General features: G+C 31.4%; 22 protein-coding genes. 8 read left to right on the forward strand and 14 right to left on the reverse strand.

Translation table 11 applies throughout. The features are described from left to right. Positions 1–20 precede the first annotated feature (20 nt). The 5 genes from M3P09_RS07725 to tpx form a co-directional block, all read right to left on the reverse strand. Positions 21–2,423, reverse strand: a complete 2,403-nt coding sequence (locus M3P09_RS07725) for an LptF/LptG family permease (RefSeq protein ID WP_347709806.1) — start codon at positions 2,421–2,423, stop codon at positions 21–23. An 8-nt stretch (positions 2,424–2,431) separates the two neighbouring features. Next, positions 2,432–3,067 (reverse strand): outer membrane lipoprotein periplasmic chaperone LolA1, encoded by a 636-nt coding sequence (gene lolA1 / locus M3P09_RS07730; protein WP_099566159.1) that lies wholly within the window; start codon positions 3,065–3,067, stop codon positions 2,432–2,434. A gap of 13 nt (positions 3,068–3,080) precedes the next feature. Beyond that, on the reverse strand, positions 3,081–5,459 hold the full coding sequence (locus tag M3P09_RS07735; protein WP_249972672.1) for a DNA translocase FtsK: 2,379 nt from the start codon (positions 5,457–5,459) through the stop codon (positions 3,081–3,083). Positions 5,460–5,563: 104 nt separating this feature from the next. Next, positions 5,564–5,935 (reverse strand): diacylglycerol kinase family protein, encoded by a 372-nt coding sequence (locus M3P09_RS07740; RefSeq protein WP_249972673.1) that lies wholly within the window; start codon positions 5,933–5,935, stop codon positions 5,564–5,566. Between the two features lie 16 nt (positions 5,936–5,951). Further along, complete coding sequence (tpx, locus tag M3P09_RS07745) at positions 5,952–6,452, reverse strand: thiol peroxidase (protein WP_249972674.1); 501 nt, start codon at positions 6,450–6,452, stop codon at positions 5,952–5,954. 167 nt (positions 6,453–6,619) lie between these two features. On the opposite strand from tpx, the gene katG reads away from it, so the two are divergent. Then, the gene (katG, locus tag M3P09_RS07750) at positions 6,620–8,821 is read left to right on the forward strand and encodes a catalase/peroxidase HPI (RefSeq protein ID WP_249972675.1); all 2,202 of its coding nucleotides are present in this window, start codon (positions 6,620–6,622) and stop codon (positions 8,819–8,821) included. 79 nt (positions 8,822–8,900) lie between these two features. On the opposite strand, the gene M3P09_RS07755 is transcribed toward katG, so the two are convergent. Both M3P09_RS07755 and nhaC read right to left on the reverse strand, forming a co-directional pair. Then, positions 8,901–9,539, reverse strand: a complete 639-nt coding sequence (locus M3P09_RS07755; protein WP_099565745.1) for a peroxiredoxin — start codon at positions 9,537–9,539, stop codon at positions 8,901–8,903. Positions 9,540–9,684: 145 nt separating this feature from the next. Beyond that, the gene (gene nhaC, locus M3P09_RS07760) at positions 9,685–11,154 is read right to left on the reverse strand and encodes a Na+/H+ antiporter NhaC (RefSeq protein ID WP_249972676.1); all 1,470 of its coding nucleotides are present in this window, start codon (positions 11,152–11,154) and stop codon (positions 9,685–9,687) included. 97 nt (positions 11,155–11,251) lie between these two features. Between nhaC and M3P09_RS07765 the strand changes: the two genes are divergently transcribed. Next, entirely contained in the window at positions 11,252–12,274 is a 1,023-nt protein-coding gene (locus M3P09_RS07765; RefSeq protein ID WP_249972677.1) for a metal-dependent hydrolase, read from the forward strand. A 52-nt stretch (positions 12,275–12,326) separates the two neighbouring features. Here the strand turns inward: M3P09_RS07765 and M3P09_RS07770 are convergent, their stop codons facing one another. Continuing rightward, a complete protein-coding gene (locus M3P09_RS07770; RefSeq protein WP_099565748.1) occupies positions 12,327–13,553 on the reverse strand; it encodes an aminotransferase class I/II-fold pyridoxal phosphate-dependent enzyme in 1,227 nt (408 codons plus the stop codon). A gap of 159 nt (positions 13,554–13,712) precedes the next feature. Here M3P09_RS07770 and M3P09_RS07775 point away from each other — a divergent pair, with 159 nt between their 5' ends. The 5 genes from M3P09_RS07775 to M3P09_RS07795 all read left to right on the forward strand — a co-directional run bounded on the left by M3P09_RS07775 (position 13,713) and on the right by M3P09_RS07795 (position 16,996). Next, positions 13,713–14,171, forward strand: a complete 459-nt coding sequence (locus tag M3P09_RS07775; protein ID WP_099565749.1) for an Lrp/AsnC family transcriptional regulator — start codon at positions 13,713–13,715, stop codon at positions 14,169–14,171. A 53-nt stretch (positions 14,172–14,224) separates the two neighbouring features. Next, positions 14,225–14,851, forward strand: coding sequence for a CPBP family intramembrane glutamic endopeptidase (locus tag M3P09_RS17425; RefSeq protein ID WP_249972678.1), 627 nt, complete (start codon positions 14,225–14,227; stop codon positions 14,849–14,851). Between the two features lie 101 nt (positions 14,852–14,952). After that, on the forward strand, positions 14,953–15,471 hold the full coding sequence (locus M3P09_RS07785) for a hypothetical protein (RefSeq protein WP_249972679.1): 519 nt from the start codon (positions 14,953–14,955) through the stop codon (positions 15,469–15,471). Between the two features lie 3 nt (positions 15,472–15,474). Further along, on the forward strand, positions 15,475–16,185 hold the full coding sequence (locus M3P09_RS07790) for a hypothetical protein (protein WP_199099750.1): 711 nt from the start codon (positions 15,475–15,477) through the stop codon (positions 16,183–16,185). Next, entirely contained in the window at positions 16,178–16,996 is an 819-nt protein-coding gene (locus tag M3P09_RS07795; RefSeq protein ID WP_233192493.1) for a sensor histidine kinase, read from the forward strand. Before M3P09_RS07790 ends, M3P09_RS07795 begins: the two co-directional genes overlap by 8 nt. Here the strand turns inward: M3P09_RS07795 and M3P09_RS07800 are convergent, their stop codons facing one another. The 3 genes from M3P09_RS07800 to panB are packed head-to-tail and all read right to left on the reverse strand — an operon-like array spanning position 16,997 to position 19,939. Next, positions 16,997–18,376 (reverse strand): aldehyde dehydrogenase, encoded by a 1,380-nt coding sequence (locus M3P09_RS07800; RefSeq protein WP_249972680.1) that lies wholly within the window; start codon positions 18,374–18,376, stop codon positions 16,997–16,999. Between the two features lie 24 nt (positions 18,377–18,400). Beyond that, positions 18,401–19,099 (reverse strand): RluA family pseudouridine synthase, encoded by a 699-nt coding sequence (locus M3P09_RS07805; protein WP_249972681.1) that lies wholly within the window; start codon positions 19,097–19,099, stop codon positions 18,401–18,403. A 21-nt stretch (positions 19,100–19,120) separates the two neighbouring features. After that, entirely contained in the window at positions 19,121–19,939 is an 819-nt protein-coding gene (gene panB / locus M3P09_RS07810; protein ID WP_099565755.1) for a 3-methyl-2-oxobutanoate hydroxymethyltransferase, read from the reverse strand. Between the two features lie 121 nt (positions 19,940–20,060). Between panB and M3P09_RS07815 the strand changes: the two genes are divergently transcribed. Beyond that, a complete protein-coding gene (locus M3P09_RS07815; protein WP_099565756.1) occupies positions 20,061–20,525 on the forward strand; it encodes a nuclear transport factor 2 family protein in 465 nt (154 codons plus the stop codon). A gap of 114 nt (positions 20,526–20,639) precedes the next feature. Here M3P09_RS07815 and M3P09_RS07820 read toward each other — a convergent pair whose 3' ends face one another. From M3P09_RS07820 to M3P09_RS07830, 3 genes are all read right to left on the reverse strand, one after another. Continuing rightward, on the reverse strand, positions 20,640–21,020 hold the full coding sequence (locus M3P09_RS07820; RefSeq protein WP_099565757.1) for a DUF4345 domain-containing protein: 381 nt from the start codon (positions 21,018–21,020) through the stop codon (positions 20,640–20,642). A 58-nt stretch (positions 21,021–21,078) separates the two neighbouring features. Further along, positions 21,079–21,789 (reverse strand): helix-turn-helix transcriptional regulator, encoded by a 711-nt coding sequence (locus M3P09_RS07825; RefSeq protein WP_249972682.1) that lies wholly within the window; start codon positions 21,787–21,789, stop codon positions 21,079–21,081. A 97-nt stretch (positions 21,790–21,886) separates the two neighbouring features. Further along, positions 21,887–23,308, reverse strand: coding sequence for an L-serine ammonia-lyase (locus tag M3P09_RS07830; RefSeq protein WP_249972683.1), 1,422 nt, complete (start codon positions 23,306–23,308; stop codon positions 21,887–21,889). Between the last annotated feature and the right edge of the window lie 165 nt (positions 23,309–23,473).

The raw sequence follows: 23,473 nt of genomic DNA on the forward strand, positions 1-23,473 counted from the left end.
TCATAGTACAAAGATATTGCTTATTTTAAACTATCTAAACAATTTTGCTTTAAGTCTTCTTTAATCTTCACATTTAAAAAAGGATAGACTATCATATATAAAGGAAGACCAATTATTAAAAGGATAATACTCGGTTTTTTCTCTTTCTTATCAATATGGTTATAAAAGTTGTTTAAATTAAGAATCGATTTTAAATAATATATAATGAAAAGGAATAAAGCTACAATACTAAGTTGAATTGATGCCGATTGTAGCGATGGCATTTTATTGTTTTTAAACACAAAGAATAGTACTAATAAAACAACACCAATACCGTACAGTATAATTGCAAATTTAGAATGCGCATTGTAGTCTTTTCTACTTTTTTTAGCTTCAGTATTGATATTAACATCTTCTGAAACTAAATTTGGTTTTGAAGCAGAAACTTCTTTAATAAACAATTCTTCTTCCATTCTCTTTTTTTGATAGATGTATATAAAGAAGTATAGCGGAAGTCCAACAATAATGAATAAGAGAGCATTAGAAAACGAGTCTTTTTTAATATGTTTATAGAAGTTAGAGTTACTTATAAATGATTTTATCAGAGCAAATAAAAACAATACATACACTATTAAACCAATGATAATTAAAATGCTTCCAAGCAATGGAAATTTATTGTTTTCGAGTATAGCTCCTGGTATAGTTAATATATTTGATATTAAATATAAAATCAAAGCTAGTTTTGAATCTTCTTCAAAACTGTTTTTTAATCGTATAGTTTCTTCTTTTTTATGATTATAAAAATCCCCTGAAAACTTTAATTGTTGATTTGAAATACCTCTAGAGTTTATTATTGATAAAGCTGTATTTCTATATTTTGATGAATAACTATATTCTCTATAATTTTTAATAATATCAATTAATTTATTATTTTCATAAGCCTGTAAATCTTTATATTCAGAAGAATTTGAATTAAAGATTTCTTCTTTTTGATTAATTACAGTTTTCTTTAGTCTAAAGAACTTTTTAAGCATTTCAAGTATTCCAGCTCCTTCTGCAATACCTTTATCTTCAGTTGCTCTTTTTGTTAAAAACACACCTAAAGGAAGCATAACTAGAGTAGAAAACCAGCTAGCTAGTACAGGGTTGAAATCGCCACTTTTTGCACTATTTATTGCAAAAATACCTATGAAATGGTAAGTTAAAAATAATAGTATAGCAATTACCATAGGTAATCCTAAACCTCCCTTTCTAATTAGTGCACCAAGGGGAGCACCAACAAAAAATAAAATGATACATGCAAACCCTAATGCCAATTTTTCGTGAAAAGAAACTATATGTCTGTTATAATTTATTTTTGATAACTTATGTTCTGCCTTTTTAGATTGAATTATTTGTTTTGTGCTTTTTATGTTTCTTAATGCTAAATCAAGAAGTTGAGATTTGTTTTTAGTTTCAAAAAGGTCTAATATTTCTCCAGTATAAATGGAATCATTTTTAGGTTCTTTTTTATGCTTTTTTATGTTAATATTTTTTAACCTTGAAATGTTAGTTCGTTGATATAAATTTTTAGAAAGATCTTGATGGGTTTTATTTCTTTTTTGGGTAAGCGAATCTATAGTGTAGTCTAATTCGCTTAAATTAAGCATGTTAAATCTATCTGAATGTGATTTGTTTTCAAAATCTACTTCAGTATTTATCTGAGATAAATCTATATTAATAGTATATTTTTCAAACTTACTTTTTGCAAAAGGATGCTTTTCTCTTTCGTTTGGTTTTTTACGAGGTATATCATTATAATAATTACCATCATATAAAATAAGCTTTAATACATTTGAAGTCTCTTCACTTGCAAGTTCTCCGGTTTTAGATTTAATGGTAGTTCTGTTTTTCTTCCCATTATTACCTTTAATATGTATAAATACGTCTCTAAAATACTGACCTCTATCACCACTTTTTTCTTCAACCTTTATATTGTAATTCCCAATTTGATTAAATTGACCTTCGGCTATAGCAAGTGCTGGTTTAGTTTTTTTAATATTTGTTCTTAAATTATAAAAATTATAATTTGCCCATGGTATAATATTGTTTGAAAAAACAAAAGTTACCATAGCTACTACTACAATAAAAATACTAAGACCAGACATGGCACGTTGCAAAGAAATACCAGTTGATTTCATGGCAGCAAACTCATAGTTTTCAGCAAAATTACCAAACACCATTATAGACGAAAGAAGAATAGTAAGTGGTAAAATTAAAGGAATTAATGTAGGAGTAACATATAATAAAAACTTAAGTATAACATCAATGTCCAAATCTTTTCCCGCTAGCTCTTTGATATATAGCCAGATAGCTTGTAAAACAAAAATCAGCATGAGAATTATAAACACGCTGAGAAAAGTTTTTAAATATGTGGTTAGTATGTAACGGTCAAGAATTTTCACAAAAACACCTAATCTAATTTATTGATGTAATAGTCTTTATACTTATTGTTATCAAAGGTAAATAAGGTTTTTGACAAAGGTTCATTTGTTTTAAAAGAATTAACAGTAAGTGTTGTTTTTGTTCCGTTTTTTCCTATTTGAATCAGGTTATATATGTGTTTTGTTTGTTTATCAATTCCTAAAAGAATGTGCTTAATTTCGGAATTTGAATCAATAGGTGTCAATTTTACATATTGTACTTTTCTGCCTTTTATATTCTGTTCTATATCCATGGAGTATGTATAACCATCTTCATAAAACGATAGCATTTTACTTGGAGTAATATTATCTTCTTCATCAGTATTATCAGAAGAAATAGTCACTTCCTCATCCTCAGGACTAATACTATACATGGTTTTTCCATCGAAAAGGCGAGTAATTCCTAAAATATTTAACCTATATTTTTCGCCTTCCATAACCACATCACCACGTGTTTCTTGTTTTATGTTTTCAGAAGTGTTTTCAAGTACATATTTAAAATCTAGTGAAATATTATCATAGCTTTTTACTTTTGCAGATACTTCTTGTAATAAAGCTTTTCCCTTGCTTTGAGAAAATACACTTGCAGAAAGCATGATTAATAATAGGGTTATAAATTTTTTCATTTTCATTTTTAAATTATATTTCATTTTCTAAATGCTGATCAAGAGCAATTAAATCTGATATTAATACTTGTCTGGCTTTACTGCCTTCAAATGGACCAACAATACCGGCAGCTTCTAATTGATCTATAATTCTACCAGCCCGATTATATCCCAATTTTAATTTTCGTTGTAATAAAGATGCCGATCCTTGTTGCGCAGTAACAATAACTACTGCAGCATCTTTAAACAGTTTATCTCTATCTGAAATATCTATATCAAGACTTGTGCCACTTTCCTCACCAACATACTCAGGTAATTGATATGCATCTGGATATGCTTTTTGAGAGCCAATAAATTCTGTTATTCTTTCTACTTCTGGTGTGTCTACAAAGGCGCATTGCACACGTATAACATCATTACCTTGAGTAAATAGCATGTCTCCACGCCCTATTAATTGATCTGCACCAGAGCTATCTAAAATGGTTCGTGAGTCTATTTTACTAGTAACTCTAAAAGCTATACGTGCAGGGAAATTAGCTTTAATAATTCCAGTAATAACGTTTACCGACGGACGTTGTGTCGCAATAATTAAGTGAATCCCAATAGCACGTGCTAATTGTGCTAAACGCGCAATAGGTGTCTCCACCTCTTTACCAGCAGTCATAATTAAATCTGCAAACTCATCAACTACTAAAACAATGTATGGTAAAAACTGATGACCATCATTCGGATTTAATTTTCTAGCTTTAAATTTAGCATTGTATTCTGCTATATTTCTACATAATGCATTTTTCAGTAACTCATAACGATTATCCATTTCAATACATAATGAATTTAATGTATTGATTACTTTAGTGTTATCTGTAATAATGGCGTCTTCGCTATCTGGTAATTTTGCTAAATAATGACGTTCAATTTTATTAAAAAGAGTAAGCTCAACTTTTTTAGGGTCAACCAAAATAAACTTAACTTCAGCTGGGTGCTTTTTGTACAAAAGAGATGTTAAAACCGCATTTAATCCAACTGATTTTCCTTGTCCTGTTGCCCCCGCCATAAGTAAGTGTGGCATTTTTGCAAGATCGACTACAAAAGTTTCGTTGCTAATCGTTTTACCTAGAGCAATAGGTAATTGCATTTCGGAAGTTTGAAACTTTTTTGAAGCAATTACAGATCGCATTGAAACAATCGTTGAGTTTTTATTTGGAACCTCTATACCAATAGTACCCTTTCCTGGGATAGGTGCTATAATACGAATACCAAGTGCAGCAAGTGATAATGCTATATCATCCTCTAAATTTTTAATTTTTGAGATACGTACTCCAGCCTCTGGAACAATTTCATATAATGTAACGGTAGGACCAATGGTTGCTTTTATACTGGCTATACCTATTTTGTAATTGTTTAAAGTTTCAACAATTTTATTTTTGTTCTCTTCAAGTTCTTCTTGATTGATTGTAATACCTTCTGTATCATACTTTTTAAGAAGATCGAGTGGAGGAAATTGATAATTACCTAATTCTAGAGTTGGGTCAAATTGCCCAAAGTCTTCAACCAATTTATTAGCGAGATTATCAGTTTCAGATTGCTCTTCTGCTACTTCTTCAACCTTCATTTCTAATTCAGACTCAACCTCTTCTTCGCTTATTTTTACTTCTAACGGTGTTACTACTTCTGGTTTGGTTTCCTTTTTTACAGTTTGATCTTTATTTTCTAAAGGAATATCAAATGCCGTTTTAATAGCTTCGGCTTCTTCAGATAAATTATTATCTAATGGTATAGAAAATTCATCATTAGCTTGAGAGAACTCATCTTTTATATCTTTTTTGGCAGATTTAAAAAGTTTTGTAATACTTTCAAATGTAACTTTAAAGCGAGCAGCTAAATAGGTGATTAACCCAAATAGAAGTAGGAGAGAAGTACCTATTTTACCAATATAGTCTTGTAAAAAGGTATTAATTTCGTAGCCTATGGTACCACCAAGTATATCATTTTTATTACCAAAAAAACCAAAAAGTACTGCCAGCCAAATGATAATTAAAATGCCCCAGAACCAATGCTTGCGTAATTTTGCTTTACCTAAGTCCATTAAAACATAAACGCCAGAAAGAAATATTAGTCCAGAAAATATAAATGAAGCGATTCCAAAACCACGTTGTATAAATAAATCGCTTAACCAAGCTCCGCTTTTGCTTAACCAATTTTGAGTTTTTTCTTCGCGAGATGTAAAATTTGATAAACTACTTTGGTCTGCCTCACCAGTAAAGAAGAAAGAAATAAAAGCAATGCATAAAAGTACGCCTAGAATAACTAAGAAACTACCTAATACAAGCTTTTGCTGACTAGATAACTTAAAATTAGGTTTTTTAATTTTTCGCTTTGGTGCTTTGTTGGTTTTAGTTTTTTTCTTGGCCATGTTTTCTTTCCGTGTAAACGAAAAACTTTTAATTTAAAATGAGTTGTAAAAGCAACTCGACAAAAATACAAATTACTAACGTTTATCCTAGCGGTAATAGTATATTAAAAAATCTTTGGTATATATATTATAAAGCCAATTATTATAGCAAAAATACTAGCTATAAAAACAGCGCCAGCAGCAATATCTTTTATAAGTCCAATTTTTTCATGACGTTCTGGGTGCATAAAATCTGCAATTTCCTCGATGGCAGTGTTTACACCTTCAATACTAATAACCATACCTATAGCTAAGCATTGTATAATCCATTCGTTAGTTGATATATTAAAAATAAATCCTGCTATAGTTACAAAAAGAGCAATAACAAACTGTATTTTGATACTAGCTTCAGTTCTTAATAGGAGTATAGCTCCTTTAAAAGCATAACCAACACTTTTTAATCGATTAACCAAAAAGGAATCTTTTTTGTTTTTCAAATCAATTCTATTAAAACTATTTAAATGCGTTTAAAGCAGCTTCATAATTAGGTTCATCTCCAGTTTCGGAAACTTGTTCTGTATGAATAACTTCTCCTTTAGCATTAACAGCAATAATACTTCTTGAAAGCAATCCTTCAAAAGCACTATTTGTAAAGATTAACCCGTTGGTTTTACCAAAATCTCCGTTTCTAAAATCTGAAAGCATTACAACGTCTTCTAATCCTTCTGCACCGCAAAATTGATCTTGAGCAAAAGGTAAATCTCTGGAAATACATAACACTTTAGTATTGTTTAGCGAAGCACCAGTTTTATTAAATGTTCTAACCGAAGTAGCGCATACTCCTGTATTTACACTTGGGAAAATATTTAAGATAAGATTACTACCCTTAAAATCATCTAGAGTTTTTGTAGAAAGGTCTACCGCTACTAATTTAAAATTTGATAATTGAGAGCCTATTTTTGGTAAATCTCCAGACGTTTCTGCTGGGTTTCCTCCTAAAGTTATTTTTGCCATTATATATATATTAAGTGAATTGTAAAAATAGGTGTTTTAATTCATTTTTTGAAATATTTAATAAGACTGAATAATAAGCAATTTCTATTTTGTTATAGGAACAATCAATTTTGATTATGACGGATTAAATGCTAATTTTATGAAATCAAAAATATAAAACTATAATAATGGAAAACAATAAAATGAATGGAGACATCGGTCAATGCCCATTTATGAGTGGAGCTCAAAAAGAGCCAGCTGGTGGGGGAACTTCTAACAGAGATTGGTGGCCAAATGAATTAAAATTGAATATTCTACGCCAAAATGCTACTAAGTCTAATCCTATGGGAGAAGATTTTAATTATGCCGAAGCTTTTAATAGTGTTGATTATGCAACTCTAAAACAAGATGTTATTGACTTAATGACAGATTCTCAAGATTGGTGGCCTGCAGATTATGGTCACTATGGTGGGTTTATGATTCGTATGGCGTGGCATAGTGCTGGAACCTATCGTGTTGGTGATGGTAGAGGGGGAGCCGCTACGGGTAATCAACGTTTTGCTCCATTAAATAGTTGGCCAGATAACGGAAATCTAGATAAAGCACGATTATTATTGTGGCCAGTTAAGAAAAAATATGGAAATAAAATTTCCTGGGCAGATTTAATGATTCTAGCAGGAAATTGTGCATTAGAGTCTATGGGCTTTAAAACATTTGGTTTTGCTGGAGGAAGAGAAGATGTTTGGGAGCCAGAACAAGACATTTATTGGGGAAGTGAGAATCAATGGTTAGGAAATGATGAAAGATATGATACCAGTGATGGTGATTTAGAAGGGCATTTAGGAGCCGTACATATGGGGCTTATTTATGTTAACCCAGAAGGACCTAATGGAAATCCAGATCCATTAAAATCTGCTCATGATATAAAAATAACGTTTGGGCGTATGGCAATGAATGATGAGGAAACTGTAGCACTAGTTGCTGGCGGACATACATTTGGCAAAGCACATGGAGCTGCTAATCCGGATGAATATGTTGGTGCAGAGCCGCATGGAGCGTCTATTGAAGAAATGAGTACGGGTTGGAAAAATACTTTTGGAACAGGAGTTTTAGATGATGCTATTACAAGTGGAATTGAAGGTGCTTGGACACCAAATCCAACGCGATGGGATCATGACTATTTTGATGTACTACTAAATTATGATTGGGAATTAACTAAAAGTCCTGCAGGAGCACATCAATGGACACCAACTGCAGCATCAAATGCGAGAATGGCTCCAAAAGCTGGTGATGCAAATGCTAAGCAAGCATTAATGATGACTACTGCTGACATGGCTTTAAAAGTTGATCCAACGTATTTAGAAATATCTAAACGTTTCCATAACGACCACAAAGCTTTTGAAGATGCTTTTGCTAGAGCATGGTATAAGTTAACACATCGTGATATGGGACCAATTGATCGCTATTTAGGACCAGAAGTTCCTCAGGAAGAATTAATTTGGCAAGACCCTATTCCTAAAGTTGATTATACATTAAGTGATTTAGATATATCTTCATTGAAAAAAATGATTCTAGCTTCAGGGTTATCAGTATCACAATTAGTTTCTACGGCATGGGCTTCTGCTTCTACTTATAGAGGTTCTGATAAACGTGGAGGAGCAAATGGAGGTAGAATTAGATTAGAACCTCAAAGAAGCTGGGAAGTTAATAACCCAGCCGAATTAGATAATGTTTTAAAGACGTTAGAAAGCATTCAAAATGAATTTAGTGGAACTGTTTCTATGGCAGACTTAATTGTTCTTGCTGGTAATACAGGGGTAGAAGAGGCTGCTAAAAATGCAGGACATAACATTAGTGTACCTTTTTCTCAAGGCAGAGGAGATGCTACTAAAGAGCAAACTGATTTAGAATCTTTTGGATATTTAGAACCGCTAGCAGATGGATTTAGAAATTATATGAATTCAAAATTAAATGTTGCTGCAGAAGATTTATTAGTAGATCGCGCTAACTTACTAACACTTTCAATTCCTGAAATGACAGTACTTGTTGGAGGTTTACGTGTTTTAGGTGCTAATTATGATGGCTCTAAACACGGTGTTTTTACTGATAATGTTGGAAGTTTAACTAATGATTTTTTTACTAATGTTCTTGACTTTTCAATAACTTGGAAAGCGACAACATCTGAAGATAAAGAGTTTATTGGTCGTGACCGAAGAACCAACGCCATGAAGTTCTCTGGAACACGCGCCGACTTAATTTTTGGTTCTAATACAGAGTTAAGAGCAGTTGCCGAAGTTTATGGAGCAAATGATGGTCAAGATAAATTTGTAAACGATTTTGTAGCCGCTTGGACAAAAGTGATGAATCTTGATCGTTTTGATTTAGAATAAATAAGTTAGAAATTCTATTTAAAGTAAAAAGCCTACTAAATATTTAGTAGGCTTTTTTTTGCATATTGATTACAGTGTGTTAGTTCACATGTTTTTCTAAAAAATCTGCAACGCCTTCATGTGTAGCATTCATTCCTTCTTTTCCTTTATTCCAGTTTGCTGGACAAACCTCACCATTTTCTTCAGTAAATTGTAAAGCATCAACCATACGTAAAGCTTCATCTACATTTCTGCCTAAAGGTAAATCGTTTACGATTTGGTGACGTACAATACCTTCTTTATCTATTAAAAATAAACCACGGTAAGCAATTAACTCTCCTTCAGCTTGTAGCATATCATTTTCGTCATAAAAATAATCTCCAGCTAAAACATCATAGTTCTTAGAAATGGTTTTGTTTGTGTCTGCTACTAAAGGATAAGTAATACCTTTAATACCACCATTATTTTTATCTAATTGTAACCACCCCCAGTGAGATTGCTCAGTATCTGTTGAAACTGCAACTACTGCTGTGTTTCTTGTTTCAAATTCTGCTAATTTTTCTTGAAATGCATGAAGCTCAGTTGGACAAACAAAAGTAAAATCTTTAGGATAAAAGAATAATACAACGTGTTTTTTACCAATGAATTGATCTAATGAAAAATCGTTAGCAAATTCTCCACCATTAATTACTGCTTGTGCGTTAAACTGAGGTGCTTTTTTACCTACTAATACTGCCATCTTTTTTTATTTAAAATAATTATTATTTCGTTTTTAAGTGTGCAAAAATACTTTATAATGCGAGAAAAAGAAACAATAACAAAATTTTAAATATTTATTGATTAATAGTATTTATTTATACTAATTGAAAATGAGGTGGTTAAGTTTATTTTGATACTACTTGTCTAATTTTAATATTTAAAGCAGCAAAAAATAATGTAGTAAATGGGCTCAACCAATTAAAAATAGCATATACAAAATATTCGGCTACACCAACACCTAAAACACCACTTTGGTAAGCTCCACAAGTATTCCAAGGAATTAATACAGATGTAACTGTTCCAGAATCTTCAAGTGTTCTACTTAAATTCTCTGGAGCTAAACCTTTATCGTCAAAAGCTTTTTTAAACATTTTTCCTGGAATGACAATAGATAAGTATTGATCTGAAGCTACTGCATTTAAACCTAAACAACTAACAACGGTACTCGCAAACAACCCGAAAACCGAACTTGCAATAGAGAGTAGCGCTTTAGTAATTCTAGCTAATGCTCCAATGGCATCCATAATACCACCAAATACCATAGCACAAGCTATTAAAAGGATAGTCCAAATCATACCATTCATGCCACCTGAAGAGAAAAGCTCGTTTAACTTTTCGTTTTCTGTAGTTATTTGCGTGTCTGTTAAAATTGAATTAACTATAGCACTTAGTTTAGAATCACTTAAACTGTTCAATATTTCTGGCTGAAATATTAAAGCAAATATTACAGCCATTGTTACTCCAGCTCCTAGCGCAATTAAAGGTTTTGTTTTTAAAAGAATCAAAGCAATTACAGCAGCAGGCACTAAAAATAACCACGGAGTAATGTTGAACGTAGTATTTATTGTTGCTAGTAAATTGCTAATATCTGCACTTCCAGATGTTTCAATATTCATACTTATAATTCCAAAAACAATAAGTGTTATTATTATAGTAGGGACAGTTGTTATTGTCATGTACTTTATATGGGTAAATAAATCTGTACCTGCCATTGCAGGAGCTAAATTTGTTGTATCGCTTAAAGGAGACATTTTATCTCCAAAATAGGCGCCAGATATTACAGCTCCAGCTATCATTCCTGGATTAATACCTAAAGCTGACCCAATCCCAACTAGAGCAATACCAACAGTTGCAGATGTTGTCCATGAGCTTCCAGTAGCAATCGATATAATTGCAGAAATAATAATTGATGCAGGTAAAAATATTTCTGGACTTAAAACTTGTAATCCATAATACACCATAGCAGGGATGACACCGCTAATTAACCAAGTTCCAGCTAAAGCTCCTACTAAAAGAAGTATCATAATTGGTACAAAAACACTTCTTAGGTTTTCCCATATTTCTGTTAGCATTCTCCCAAATGATACTTTGTTGTAAATACCAACTATTGAAGAAACTAGACCACCAAGTAATAAAATAATTTGATTAGTATAAGTTCCAAACCATTCCTGATCTTCAACAAAAAAGATATTATAAGCTAGCATAGCCATTAATATTACAACAGGAATCATTGCTTCAATAAAGTTTAACTCTTTATTTTCAATAATGTTTTGTTTGTCTGCTTTAAATTCAGAAATATTGTCACCGTCTTGCATATAGTTTTTTTTTAGTCACGTAATGTTACGATTTTAGTTGAATCTATGCAAATAGAAATTGTTCAGTACTTTTGCGATTCATTATTTTAAAAAATAAATGGATTCACTAACTCAAATTGTATTAGGAGCTGCCTGCGGAGAAGCTGTTTTAGGAAAAAAAATAGGTAATAAAGCCCTATTGTTTGGTGCCATTGGTGGAACAATACCAGATTTAGATGTTTTTGTTGGTAGCTGGCTTTATGGCAATGAGATAGATGCGATGCTTTTTCATCGTGGGTTTATGCATTCCATTCTATTTTCTGTTTTGGCTGCTTTTGTTTTTGGGTGGCTAGTGTTTAAATTACACAATTCTGGAAGGCGAAAAGGCACAACTACTCAAAGAAATTGGATAAGTTTATTTTTCTGGGCACTTTTTACACATCCTATTTTAGATTGTTTTACACCTTATGGAACACAATTGTTTACACCTATTAGTAATTATAGAGTTGCCTTTAATAATATTGCTGTAGTAGACCCTATTTATACATTACCCTTTTTAATTTGCATCATAGTTTTGATGTTTTTCAATAGAAAATCTAAAGGAAGACAATTATGGTTAAAGCTGGGTTTAGGAATAAGTTCAGTCTATATGTTTTTTACTTTTGGAAACAAATTCTATATGGATTCGGTTTTTAAAGAAACTTTAAAAGATAAAGGTGTAAACTATAAAAGATATTATGCACAACCCACAATATTTAATAATGTTTTATGGTATGGTGTTGCAGAAACAGATACTACTTATCATGTAGGATATTATTCTTTGTTAGATAAAGAAAGTGTGTTTTCAGATTTTAAAGCATTACCAAAAGTGCGCGCTTTGAATCCAGAAAAATACAAGCGTGTAAAAAGTTTGGCTTGGTTTAGTAATGATTATTATAGTATTTATAAAATAGGGGATAATGACTATCAATATAACGATTTACGTTACCCTGTTACAGATAAAGAGAATTCAACGTCATCAGTTTTTAGGTTCCGCCTTTATGAAGAAAATGGCGAAATAAACATGAAACCTTTTGAGCGTAATGAAGATAATATATCTAATGCTTTAAAAGCACTCTGGGAGCGTTTAAAAGGAAAATAAAAACCTTTTAGTGATTAACTAAAAGGTTTTTAATATTATTATTAATTAGAAATTATGCAAGTTCTATTTCTGCTTTAGTGTCTAAAATGTTAAGCTCTTGCATACACTCACGCATCATTTGGTAAGTACGCTCTATATCTGCATCTAGTCCAATAGAAAAGCGAATTAAACCATCGCTTAGACCCATTTCTATTTGTTCTTCTTCAGGAATTTCTGAAGATGTAGAACTCCCTGGAGCAGAGAATAAGGTTTTATAAAACCCAAGGCTTACAGCTAGATACCCTAAGTTTTTGTTTTGCATTAGCTCCATAAGTTCGTTAGCTTTTTCTAACGACCCTACATCAATAGTTAGCATACCACCAAAGCCATATTTTTCATTCATCATCGATTTAAATAACTCATGCGAAGGATGGGACTTAAGACCTGGGTATACTGTTTTTAAGCCATCTGACTCAAACCTTTTAGCTAAAAAGGAAGCATTAAAGCTATGTTGTTGCATACGAATATGTAGCGTTCTCAGATTTTTTAAAACTGAAGCAGCTCTTAAGCTATCCATAGTAGAGCCTAAAAGCATAGAAGCACCATCGTTTACATTACGTAAATCGTTTATAAATTCTTGAGTACCACAAACTACGCCACCAACCGTATCACTAGATCCATTAATGAATTTAGTTAAACTATGGATTACTACATCTGCTCCTAATACTACTGGAGATATTGATAGTGGTGAGAATGTATTATCGACTACTAATTTTAAATTATGCCTTCTAGCTATGTCTGCTAATCCTTTAATATCAGCGACTTCTAAAAGTGGATTGCTTACGGATTCACAATATAAAACTTTAGTGTTTTTAGTAATTGAAGCTTCTACAATATCTAGTTTTGTAATATCTACAAACGATGTTTCAATATTAAAACGAGGTGTAAAATTTTTAAGAAAAGCATATGTTCCACCATAAATGGTTCTACTAGAAACTATATGGTCTCCAGCTCCACAAAGCTGTAATAAAACAGGGGTAATTGCACCCATTCCTGAGGCAGAAACATTTGCGGTTTCTGTGCCTTCCATGGCAGCTAATGCTTCTCCTAAGTATAGATTTGATGGAGAAGAATGTCGAGAATATAAATAGCATCCATCTGCATTTCCTTCAAACGTATCAAACATGGTTTTTGCTGATAAAAAAGTATAGGTTGAAGAATCTGAAATTGAAGGGTTAACACCTCCAAATTCACCAAAGTATTGTAAATCTTGAATTTTATTTGCGGGTTTAAAAGCCATAATGGTTTATTTTGATTGTTTATACAAAATTCAGAATACTTAGATTATAAAACAATATAAGTTTATAATTTTAGAAAATAAATCTATTTAAATGAGTTTTTATAGAATTAAAAATTGTATTTCTTATATATTTAATATCTTTATGAAAATTTTTCAATTATGGTATTTGATGATATAGATAAAAGACTTCTATTTTATTTGCAAGAAGATAGTAAGCAAACCAATAAAGAACTATCAAACAAATTAAACTTATCGGTTACTGCAGTTTACGAACGCATAAAAAAGCTAGAAAAGAGTGGGGTAATAGAAAATTATGTAGTTTTAGTTAATAAAGAAAAAGTTGAAAAATCATTTGTAGCGTTTTGTCATATCAAGCTAATACAACACAGCCAGGAATTTGTGGTTAAGTTTGAAAAGGAAGTTACTAATTTAAACGAGGTTTTAGAATGTTTCCATATTAGTGGTGATTACGACTATTTATTAAAAGTATTGGTTAAGGATATGGCAGCCTTTAGAGAGTTTATGGTAAAAAAACTAACAACTATAAACCATATTGGGAGTACGCATAGTATGTTTGTTATTAATGAGGTAAAACATACCACAGCTATTAATATATAAGCGATGCAGCTTAATTAACCAGTTTTGATTTATAACTACTAAAATTTTAATGTGTGAAATCTGTTTTATATAAAGCCACTGAGTTTTTTATCATTTTCATTTTAATACCGGTAAGCTTTGCTATAAGCTATTCGCCATGGGTAAAACTAGCTATAGGCGTTGTTGGCTTTGCTTATATAATTTATGTATTGTTAAAAGTTGAAAATGAAAAATTTAAAATAGCTAAAAATTTAAATTGGAAGTTGTTTTTTAGGCAAGCACTAATTAAACTTTTAATTATAGCATGTTTAACTACCATATTTGTTTGGTTTACAGCTAAAGAAGCGCTTTTTGGCGTACTATTAAATAAGCCTAAACTATGGCTTTTCATATTGTTTTTTTATAGCTTTTTTTCGGTATATCCACAAGAATTAATTTACAGGACCTTTTACTTTAAACGCTATCACGATATTTTTAAAAACAAATACTTGTTTATTTTTATAAACGCTATTGTATTTTCTTTAGGGCATATCTTTTTTAAAAACTCATTGGTTTTAGCACTAACTTTTTTAGGAGGGCTATTGTTTGCTTTTACTTTTTATAAAACAAAGTCTACGCTTATGGTATCTATAGAACATGCTATATATGGGTGTTGGCTATTTACGGTAGGCATGGGAAGCATGCTTGGTTTTCCTGCATAAAATATCGATGAATTTATATTTTAATATATATAATCTTACGAGAATTAAAAGTTTTTACTATTTTAGACCTGCTATTATTAACCATAAAACCGAATTAAAACATGAAAAAGCTTAGTTTCATTATTTTAGGATTTCTTTTAGGAGCTTTAGCTACCTATTTTTTTTGCCCAAGGCAAGTAGATAACATTGAAGATGTTAAAATTATTAAGCCAAAAGGCGCTATTGAACCAGGAAATGCAAAAGTATTAAATGACAATTGGACAAAATTTAGAGAAGCAGCAGTAGATTCTGCGGCTAAAAAACAAGGAAGAAATAAAGACGATCGTTCTACTTGGTGGTCTTTAGATGATATTGAAAATTACATAGCTTACTCAAAGCATGTGACTGATAGTTTAAAATATGACATGACGGGTATTCGTGTATATTTAGGTGTTTATGGCAATAATGCTGGAAGAACTAAAAAGAATTTAACAACCATGTTTTTAGTGCCAACTGTTAAGAAAGGTAAAGCAAACGCTAGTATGAATCCGTTTAACTTTAGTTTTCAAAATAATGGAGATTGTCCTGAATGCCCTCCTTTAAATGATGGACAAGGAGGAGGCTCAGGTTATCCTAAATAGTTTGTGGAAGAATTTCTATTAAATAACTATGGAATAATAACACACTGTGTTGAGGCTATGGCTGCTTTAACAGGTGTGTTTTTATTTAAATTATACAGAAATTCTGAAGTCAAATATTTTATTTACTTTTTAGTCTATCTAACGATTTGTGATTTTATTGGAGGCTATAAAGACTATGTGGGTGATGGAAGGTTTCTAAGCTTTTTACAGAACACTGTTTTTGCAACAAACCATTGGTGGTCAACATCTTATTGGAAAGTTGGAGCTATACTTTTTTTTACATTTTATTACTCAAAAATATTAAAAACAGTTCAGTTTAAAAATATAATTAAGATAAGCGGATATGTTTTTTTCTTTTTTTCTGTAATTTATATTGCTTTTAATTGGGATAAGTTTTTTAACACATTTTTCCCAATCATAAGTATTCTAGGCGCTATTATAGTATTTTTATGCTCGGTGTTTTATTTTATTGAAGTCTTACAAAGTGATAAAATATTAACCTTTTATAAATCTATAAATTTCTATATAAGTTTTGCAATATTTATTTGGTGGTTAATTATTACGCCTTTAGTATTTTATGATTTATACCATTCAAATGATGATTGGAATTTTATTTTCTTAAAATGGCAAATCTATCTATTTGCAAATATTTTTATGTACTCAACTTTTACATTTGCCTTAATTTATTGTAAACCAGATTCTAAAAATGAATAACTATTTAAATATATTTTTGGCTCAAACTAAGCCTGTTTCTACAGCTTCTGAACGCTATTTGCTAATATATATGATTATGGTATTAATCATTATTACGGCTTTAGTTGTTGTGTTTTTTGTGGTCTTTCAAAGGCGAAAAAATAAGTTGCTTATGGATAAGATTAAGCAACAACAAGCTTTTGAAGAAGAAATTGCATTGGCTCAAACTGAAAGCCAAGAACAAACATTAAAAAATATTGGTTGGGAATTACACGATAATGTAGGGCAGTTATTGGCTTTTGCGAGTATGCAATTAAGTATTTTAAAAACTCAGGTTGCAGATGATGTAAAAGATAAATTTAAAGATACCTCTGATGCACTTAAAGAGAGTTTAAAAGAAGTACGCTCGCTTTCAAAAACATTAAATAATGAAGTTGTGCTTAACATAGGTTTCGAAAAATCTATTAGTAATGAATTGAATCGTTTAAAGAAGATGAAATTTACGAGTGCCGAACAAGTTATTAAAGGCGAGACAGTAGATTTTAAAAACAGAAAACATGAAATCATTATTTTTAGAATATTACAAGAGTTTTTATCAAACTCGGTTAAATATTCTGATGCTAAAAACCTAAAAGTTGTTCTTGATTATCAACCCAAAGCATTAATAATTACTGCAACTGATGACGGAAAAGGATTTGATATGACTACAGTAGAAAAAGGATCAGGATTAATAAATATGCAGAGTAGAGCAGCTTTAATTAATGCCACATTGAATTTGGTTTCAAAACCAAACGAAGGTGTTAAGCTTACATTGAATTATCCCATTTCTTGATTAAGAAAACCACTTAAACATTTTTTTAATAAGCTTGAGCTTTCCTTTATAGGGTGCATATCTAATAGGAGGATCAGTCCAATTTCCGCGTTTTATAATGGATTTATTATGAGAAAAGGCATCAAAACCTAGTTTTCCATGGTAAGCACCCATACCACTTGCTCCAACACCTCCAAAAGGAAGTTTGTGGTTGCCAAATTGAATTAAAGGGTCGTTAATTGCACCGCCACCAAAACTATATTTATTTAGTATTTGTTTAATAAACGATTTCGTGTTGGAAAAAACATAAAGTGCTAATGGCTTTTCAAAATTCCAAATAATGGTTTCTATATCTTTTTCGGTATTATAGGACAGTATGGGTAAAATAGGACCAAATATTTCATCCTGCATCATGTCACTAGTTAAATCTGGCTCATCAACTAGAGTAGGAGCACAGTATCTAGAATTTTCATTAATTGTACCACCAAAAATAACATTAACTCCTTTTAGCATATTGGCTAAACGCAATGTGTTTTTTTCGTTAATTATTCTTGGTAAGTCTACTGATTTCTCTGGGTTTTCCCCATATCTTTTTGTTATTTCAGCTTTTAGAGCTTCAATTAATTTTTGCTTGATATTAGATTTTACAATAAGATAATCAGGAGCAATACAGGTTTGACCTGCGTTTAAAAATTTCCCCCAAGTTAATCGTCTTGCCACAAGCGAAACATCAACAGAATCATCAATAATACAAGGTGATTTTCCTCCTAATTCCAAAGTAACAGGAGTTAAGTGCTTTGCGGCAGCTTTAGCTATTATTTTTCCAACAGGAACACTTCCTGTAAAAAAGATATAATCCCACTTTTGATCTAATAATTCAGTAGCAACATCAACACCTCCTTGCACACTAGCTACATAAGATTTAGGAAATACCTTTTCTATAATATTAGTAATTAATTGTGATGTATTACTAGTAAGTTCACTAGGTTTTAAAACTACTGTATTTCCAGCAGCAATGGCCATTATAACAGGTTCTATTGCCAAGAGAAAGGGGTAATTCCAAGGTGCTATAACCAATACATTTCCAAAAGGTTCTTTATAAATATAGCTTTTAGAAGGAAAGGTTAGCATTGACGACTTAATTCGCTTAGGTTTTGTCCAGCGTTTTAAGTTTTTTAGAACTAAATTAATTTCAGAAATTACTAACCCGAATTCACTTATAAAAGTTTCAAATTCAGATTTATTAAAATCTGCTTTTAAAGCATTATAAACGGCTTGTTCATTTGCTTCGATTTCAGATTTTAATTGCTTAAGAAGGTTAATTCTATAAGCGACATCTTTTGTCTTTTGAGATTTAAAGAATGCTCTTTGTTCAGATAGTAATTCGGGAATTGTATTCAATTTTTTTTATATAAATATAACATTTTATAGGCAAGCATTCCAAATAGCATCATTTGGTAAAGGCGCAACAATATGGATTGGTTTTTTTGATACGGGATGGATAAACTCAATTGCTCTAGCATGTAAATGAATACCAGCATCTTTATTGCTTCTATCAAATCCGTATTTTAAATCTCCTTTAATAGGACTTCCAATAGTTGATAATTGACTTCGTATTTGATGATGCCTTCCCGTTTCCAATTGAATTTCTAATAAAAAGTAATTATCAAGCTTCTTTATTGTTTTATAATGAAGAATGGCTTTTTTACTATCATTTACTTCTTTAGAATACGCAAAAGACTTATTGTTTTTTGGATTCTTTTTTAACCAATTAATAAGTGTGTCTTCTTTTTTTTGAGGCTTATTCTTAACAACAGCCCAATAGGTTTTACTAATATCTTTTGAAACAAATAATTTATTAAGTCTTGGTAAAACCTTGCTTGTTTTGGCAAAAATAACTAAGCCCGAAGTGGGGCGATCTAATCGGTGTACTGTACCCAAATATACATTTCCAGGCTTATTATATTTGATTTTTATATAAGCCTTAACCACATCGTTTAATGGCTTATCTCCAGTTTTATCACCTTGAACAATATCTCCAACACGTTTATTTACAACAATAATATGATTGTCTTCGTAAAGAACTTGTAAGTTAGATTTGTTAGAAAGGATTTTTTTAGTCACTAATATTTTTGCTTACCACAATTAATATTGTTCATTTTCATTTGGAAAATCAACCGATTTCACATCATCAACATATTGGGAAATAGCAGTAGTCATGTCTTCATATAGGCTCATATATCTACGTAAAAAACGTGGATTAAACTCATGAGTCATGCCTAGCATATCGTGTAGCACTAAAACTTGGCCATCAACACCATTTCCAGCACCAATGCCAATAATTGGGATACTTACACTTTCGGCCACTTGTTTAGCAAGCTTAGCTGGAATTTTTTCTAGCACAATTGCAAAACACCCAATTTTTTCTAGCATTTTAGCATCTTCAATTAAATCGGCAGCTTCTTTTTCTTCTTTAGCACGAACAGTATAAGTTCCAAATTTATATATAGATTGTGGTGTTAACCCCAAATGCCCCATTACTGGAATACCAGCATTCAGAATACGTTTTATAGATTCTTTTATTTCTTTACCACCTTCTAATTTAACAGAATGAGCACCACATTCCTTCATAATTCTAATGGCAGAGCGAAGCGCTTCTTTTGGGTCACTTTGGTAGCTTCCAAATGGTAAATCTACAACCACTAAACACCTATCTATAGCTCTAATTACAGAAGATGCGTGATATATCATCTGATCTAAAGTAATAGGCAGTGTGGTTTCATGTCCTGCCATAACATTACTTGCAGAATCCCCAACAAGAATAACATCAATTCCAGCACCATCAACAATTTTTGCCATGGTATAATCGTAAGCAGTAAGCATTGATATTTTTTCTCCATTGGCTTTCATATCAACCAATGTTTTTACAGTAATGCGTTTGTATTCTTTTTTTGCTGTAGACATTTTAAAGTTCTTTATTTTGATAGTTTGTAAAAATAGTGAAATAAGTATATACTGTTAAACTTTTCTTTAAGAGGTATTGAGAATAATGATTTTAAACTAATTTAGATTAAAACTTTAATTTATGGCACGAATAATATTTTATTTAGCAATTTTAATAACCTCGACAGTTTTTGGTCAAAGGAATGAAAAAACGCAGGTTAAAGCTACTGTTGATACCTTTTTTGAAGGATTCCATAAAGGAGATACAACTTTAATGCGATCAGTTTTAGCAGACAAAGTCGTGCTGCAAACAGCATTTAAAAATAAAGACGGAAAAGACATTTTAAGAAACGATGGAGATGTTTCTAAGTTAATAAATGCTATTGCCACAAGATCTAAAGATCAAAAATGGGATGAACGTTTATTAGGGTATAGTATTCAAGTAGATGGCAATATGGCTAATGCTTGGACACCTTATGAGTTTTGGCTTAATGATGAGTTTTTACATTGTGGCGTTAATTCGTTTCAATTATTTAAAGACGGTGATAAATGGAAAATTATTTACCTTATTGATACACGAAGAAAGAAAGGGTGTCAAGAAGGGTAGTTTAAAGTGTGATGATTAACTGAATGGGATATTCGGCAGTTTGACCCGATAAGGTTAAATACTGCCAAACACTTATATCCATTCTTAATCATTGGTATTATTTGAAATTTAACCTCAAACATTTATTAAACAAAAAATATTAGCTAAGCCTAATATAATTTCGAATAAAATCCCTTGAGCAATTTGTTTACTAGGCTTACCATCAACTTTTAAACTGATTAATCTACCGATTGCAAAACCAACAAAAATTAGAGATGCAATACAATGTGAAGTAAAGGTTAACTTTTCAATAAATATACCGAGTGCAATAATGATTCCTCCTGAAAGCATTACAGCGCTAACACCTCTCATTTCGTTTAATAGGCTAGCATCATTCTCTAGCTTGATTCCTGAATTTTTTAAATACGTTTTTATTGGATTAGTTAATCTCATTATACCTACAAAGACTAACATTAAAGCTGATAATGACAAGATTACGATTCTGATAATTTCCATTTTTAGTTTTTTAATTAATATTTCTACAAATGTAAATTAGGTGTGTGACAAAGGTGTGTCAAGGGTACTTTTTAGTCTTTACATATTTTTCAAAATACTCTTTTATAGTCATATTATAAGAGCTAAAAGTTATGTTTTCAGTAATAAGATTTTCAATAAAATCGATTCTAAAATGTCTAAAATCGTTTCGTAATTGACAAAATGCTATTAGTAGAAAATCTCCATGAATACTGTAAATTGCAAAAGGCTCAATGCTACGTTTAGTTACTTTATTTTTTGAAGATAAGTAATCCATAGTTAAGACGTTATGTTTGGTTATAGCCGATTGTATTTGCATTAGGTTATTACTTGTTTTCTCTTCATTATTATTCCCACTAAAATAAATTCTATCTGCTAACAAATCTGCATTCCCCTTTTGAGAATATCTCAAAATGGCTTTTATTTTTTCTATGGCACTAGTGGTGTTTTTAACAAGTGATATGTCTTTGTTTTTAATTGCTAATTGTTCTATGGTAATTAAAGCATTTGCTTCTTCTTCTGTAAAAAGAACAGGAGGGAGGTGATATCCTTCCATAATCGAATAGCCTTTTCCTTCTTCGGTTACAATAGGTATTCCTGATTTTTCAAGTGTGCGAATATCTCGATAAATGGTTCTTATACTGACATTGTGCTTTTCAGCAAGCAGTTTTGCAGTAATAATTCTTTTGGATTGCAGTTGAGTAAGAATAGCAGTTAATCTTGAAAGCCTCGGTTTCTCTTTTTCTTCCATTTACGTTAGTTCTGCTTTAAGCAATGTTTTTTATAAATATAAATCAGTTAAACGAATCTATCGCTTTTTTCTAACAAAATCAAGTCTAAAGTAGAGGCTAACAATCCGCCATATTTACACTAACCGCTAAACCACCTTCGCTTGTTTCTTTGTATTTGGTATTCATATCCTTTGCGGTTTCCCACATGGTATTTATTACTTTATCAAGCGGTACTTTTACATTTTCAGGGTTAGTATCTAAGGCTAATTCTGCAGCATTAATAGCCTTAATTGCGCCCATAGCATTGCGTTCTATGCATGGTATTTGAACAAGTCCACCAATAGGGTCACAGGTTAAACCTAAGTGATGTTCCATAGCAATTTCTGAAGCAACTAAAACTTGTTCAGGTGTACCACCAAGCAATTCAGTAAGTGCTCCTGCTGCCATAGCAGAAGATACACCTATTTCGGCTTGACAACCACCCATAGCAGCACTAATAGTGGCGCCTTTTTTAAAGATGCTTCCTATTTCTCCAGCTACTAATAAAAACCGCTTTATATCTTCAAAGTTGCCGTCATGGTTTTCAATAACAAGGTAATACATTAAAACGGCAGGAATTACACCAGCACTACCATTAGTTGGAGCAGTAACTACTCGACCTAAAGAAGCATTAACTTCATTTACAGCCAATGCAAAACAGCTCACCCATTTTAATATTTGCCTGAATTTAACTTCGGTATCTCTTATAGCATAAATCCATTCCACAGGATTTGAGTATGGAGATTCTCCTTTTAAACTCTGGTGCATATCGTAAGCTCGACGTCTTACATTTAGTCCACCTGGAAGATTTCCTTCGGTGTGACAACCTATATACATGCATTCTAGCATAGTATCCCAAATGCGTTGTAATTCGCTATCAATTGCTTCCTTTGGGCGAATAGATGCTTCATTATCAAAAACTACTTCAGAAATGGGTTTATTTAATACATTACAAAATTTAAGCAGGTCTGTACCTTTGTCAATTGGATAAGGAAACGAGCATTTAATCTCGAAATTTTTCTTTGAGTTTTTTAATTCTTCTTTTACAACAAATCCGCCACCAATAGAGTAGAAGGTAGATTTTAACTTAATACCATTAACATGTGCAGTGAATGTCATTCCGTTAGAATGAAATGGTAAAAATTTTTTATTAAAAACGATGTCAGTTTTTGGATGAAACACTAAAGATTTTTCGCCATTAAAGCTTATTTCTTTGTTGCTTTTTATGGAAGTAATTAGCCTATCTATGTCAGCAGTAGGAATGGTTTCTGGGTTTGCTCCACTTAATCCAAGCATAACTGCATAATCTGTGGCATGCCCCTTTCCTGTTAAAGATAAAGAGCCAAATAGGTCAACAGATATTTTTTCAACAGCATCAAACTCTTTCTCATCTTTTAATTCTTTAATCCAGCGTTCGGCAGCGCGCCAAGGCCCAAGGGTATGTGAACTAGACGGACCAACGCCAATCTTTAACATGTCAAAAACAGAAATACATTCCATTAACTATATCGTTTTAGTTGGCAAATATAAATTGTTTTATTATAACTAAATTCTTTTTAATAGTATAAAAAAATGACAACGTGTCAGTATTATTCAAATGGCATAATCATTGACTTTAACAATTCGAAATTTAAAAAGAAAATTCAACACAATTTATAAAGTAAA

Origin of the sequence: Jejuia spongiicola (assembly GCF_023502325.1) — a bacterium.
GTDB lineage: Bacteria > Bacteroidota > Bacteroidia > Flavobacteriales > Flavobacteriaceae > Wocania_A > Wocania_A spongiicola.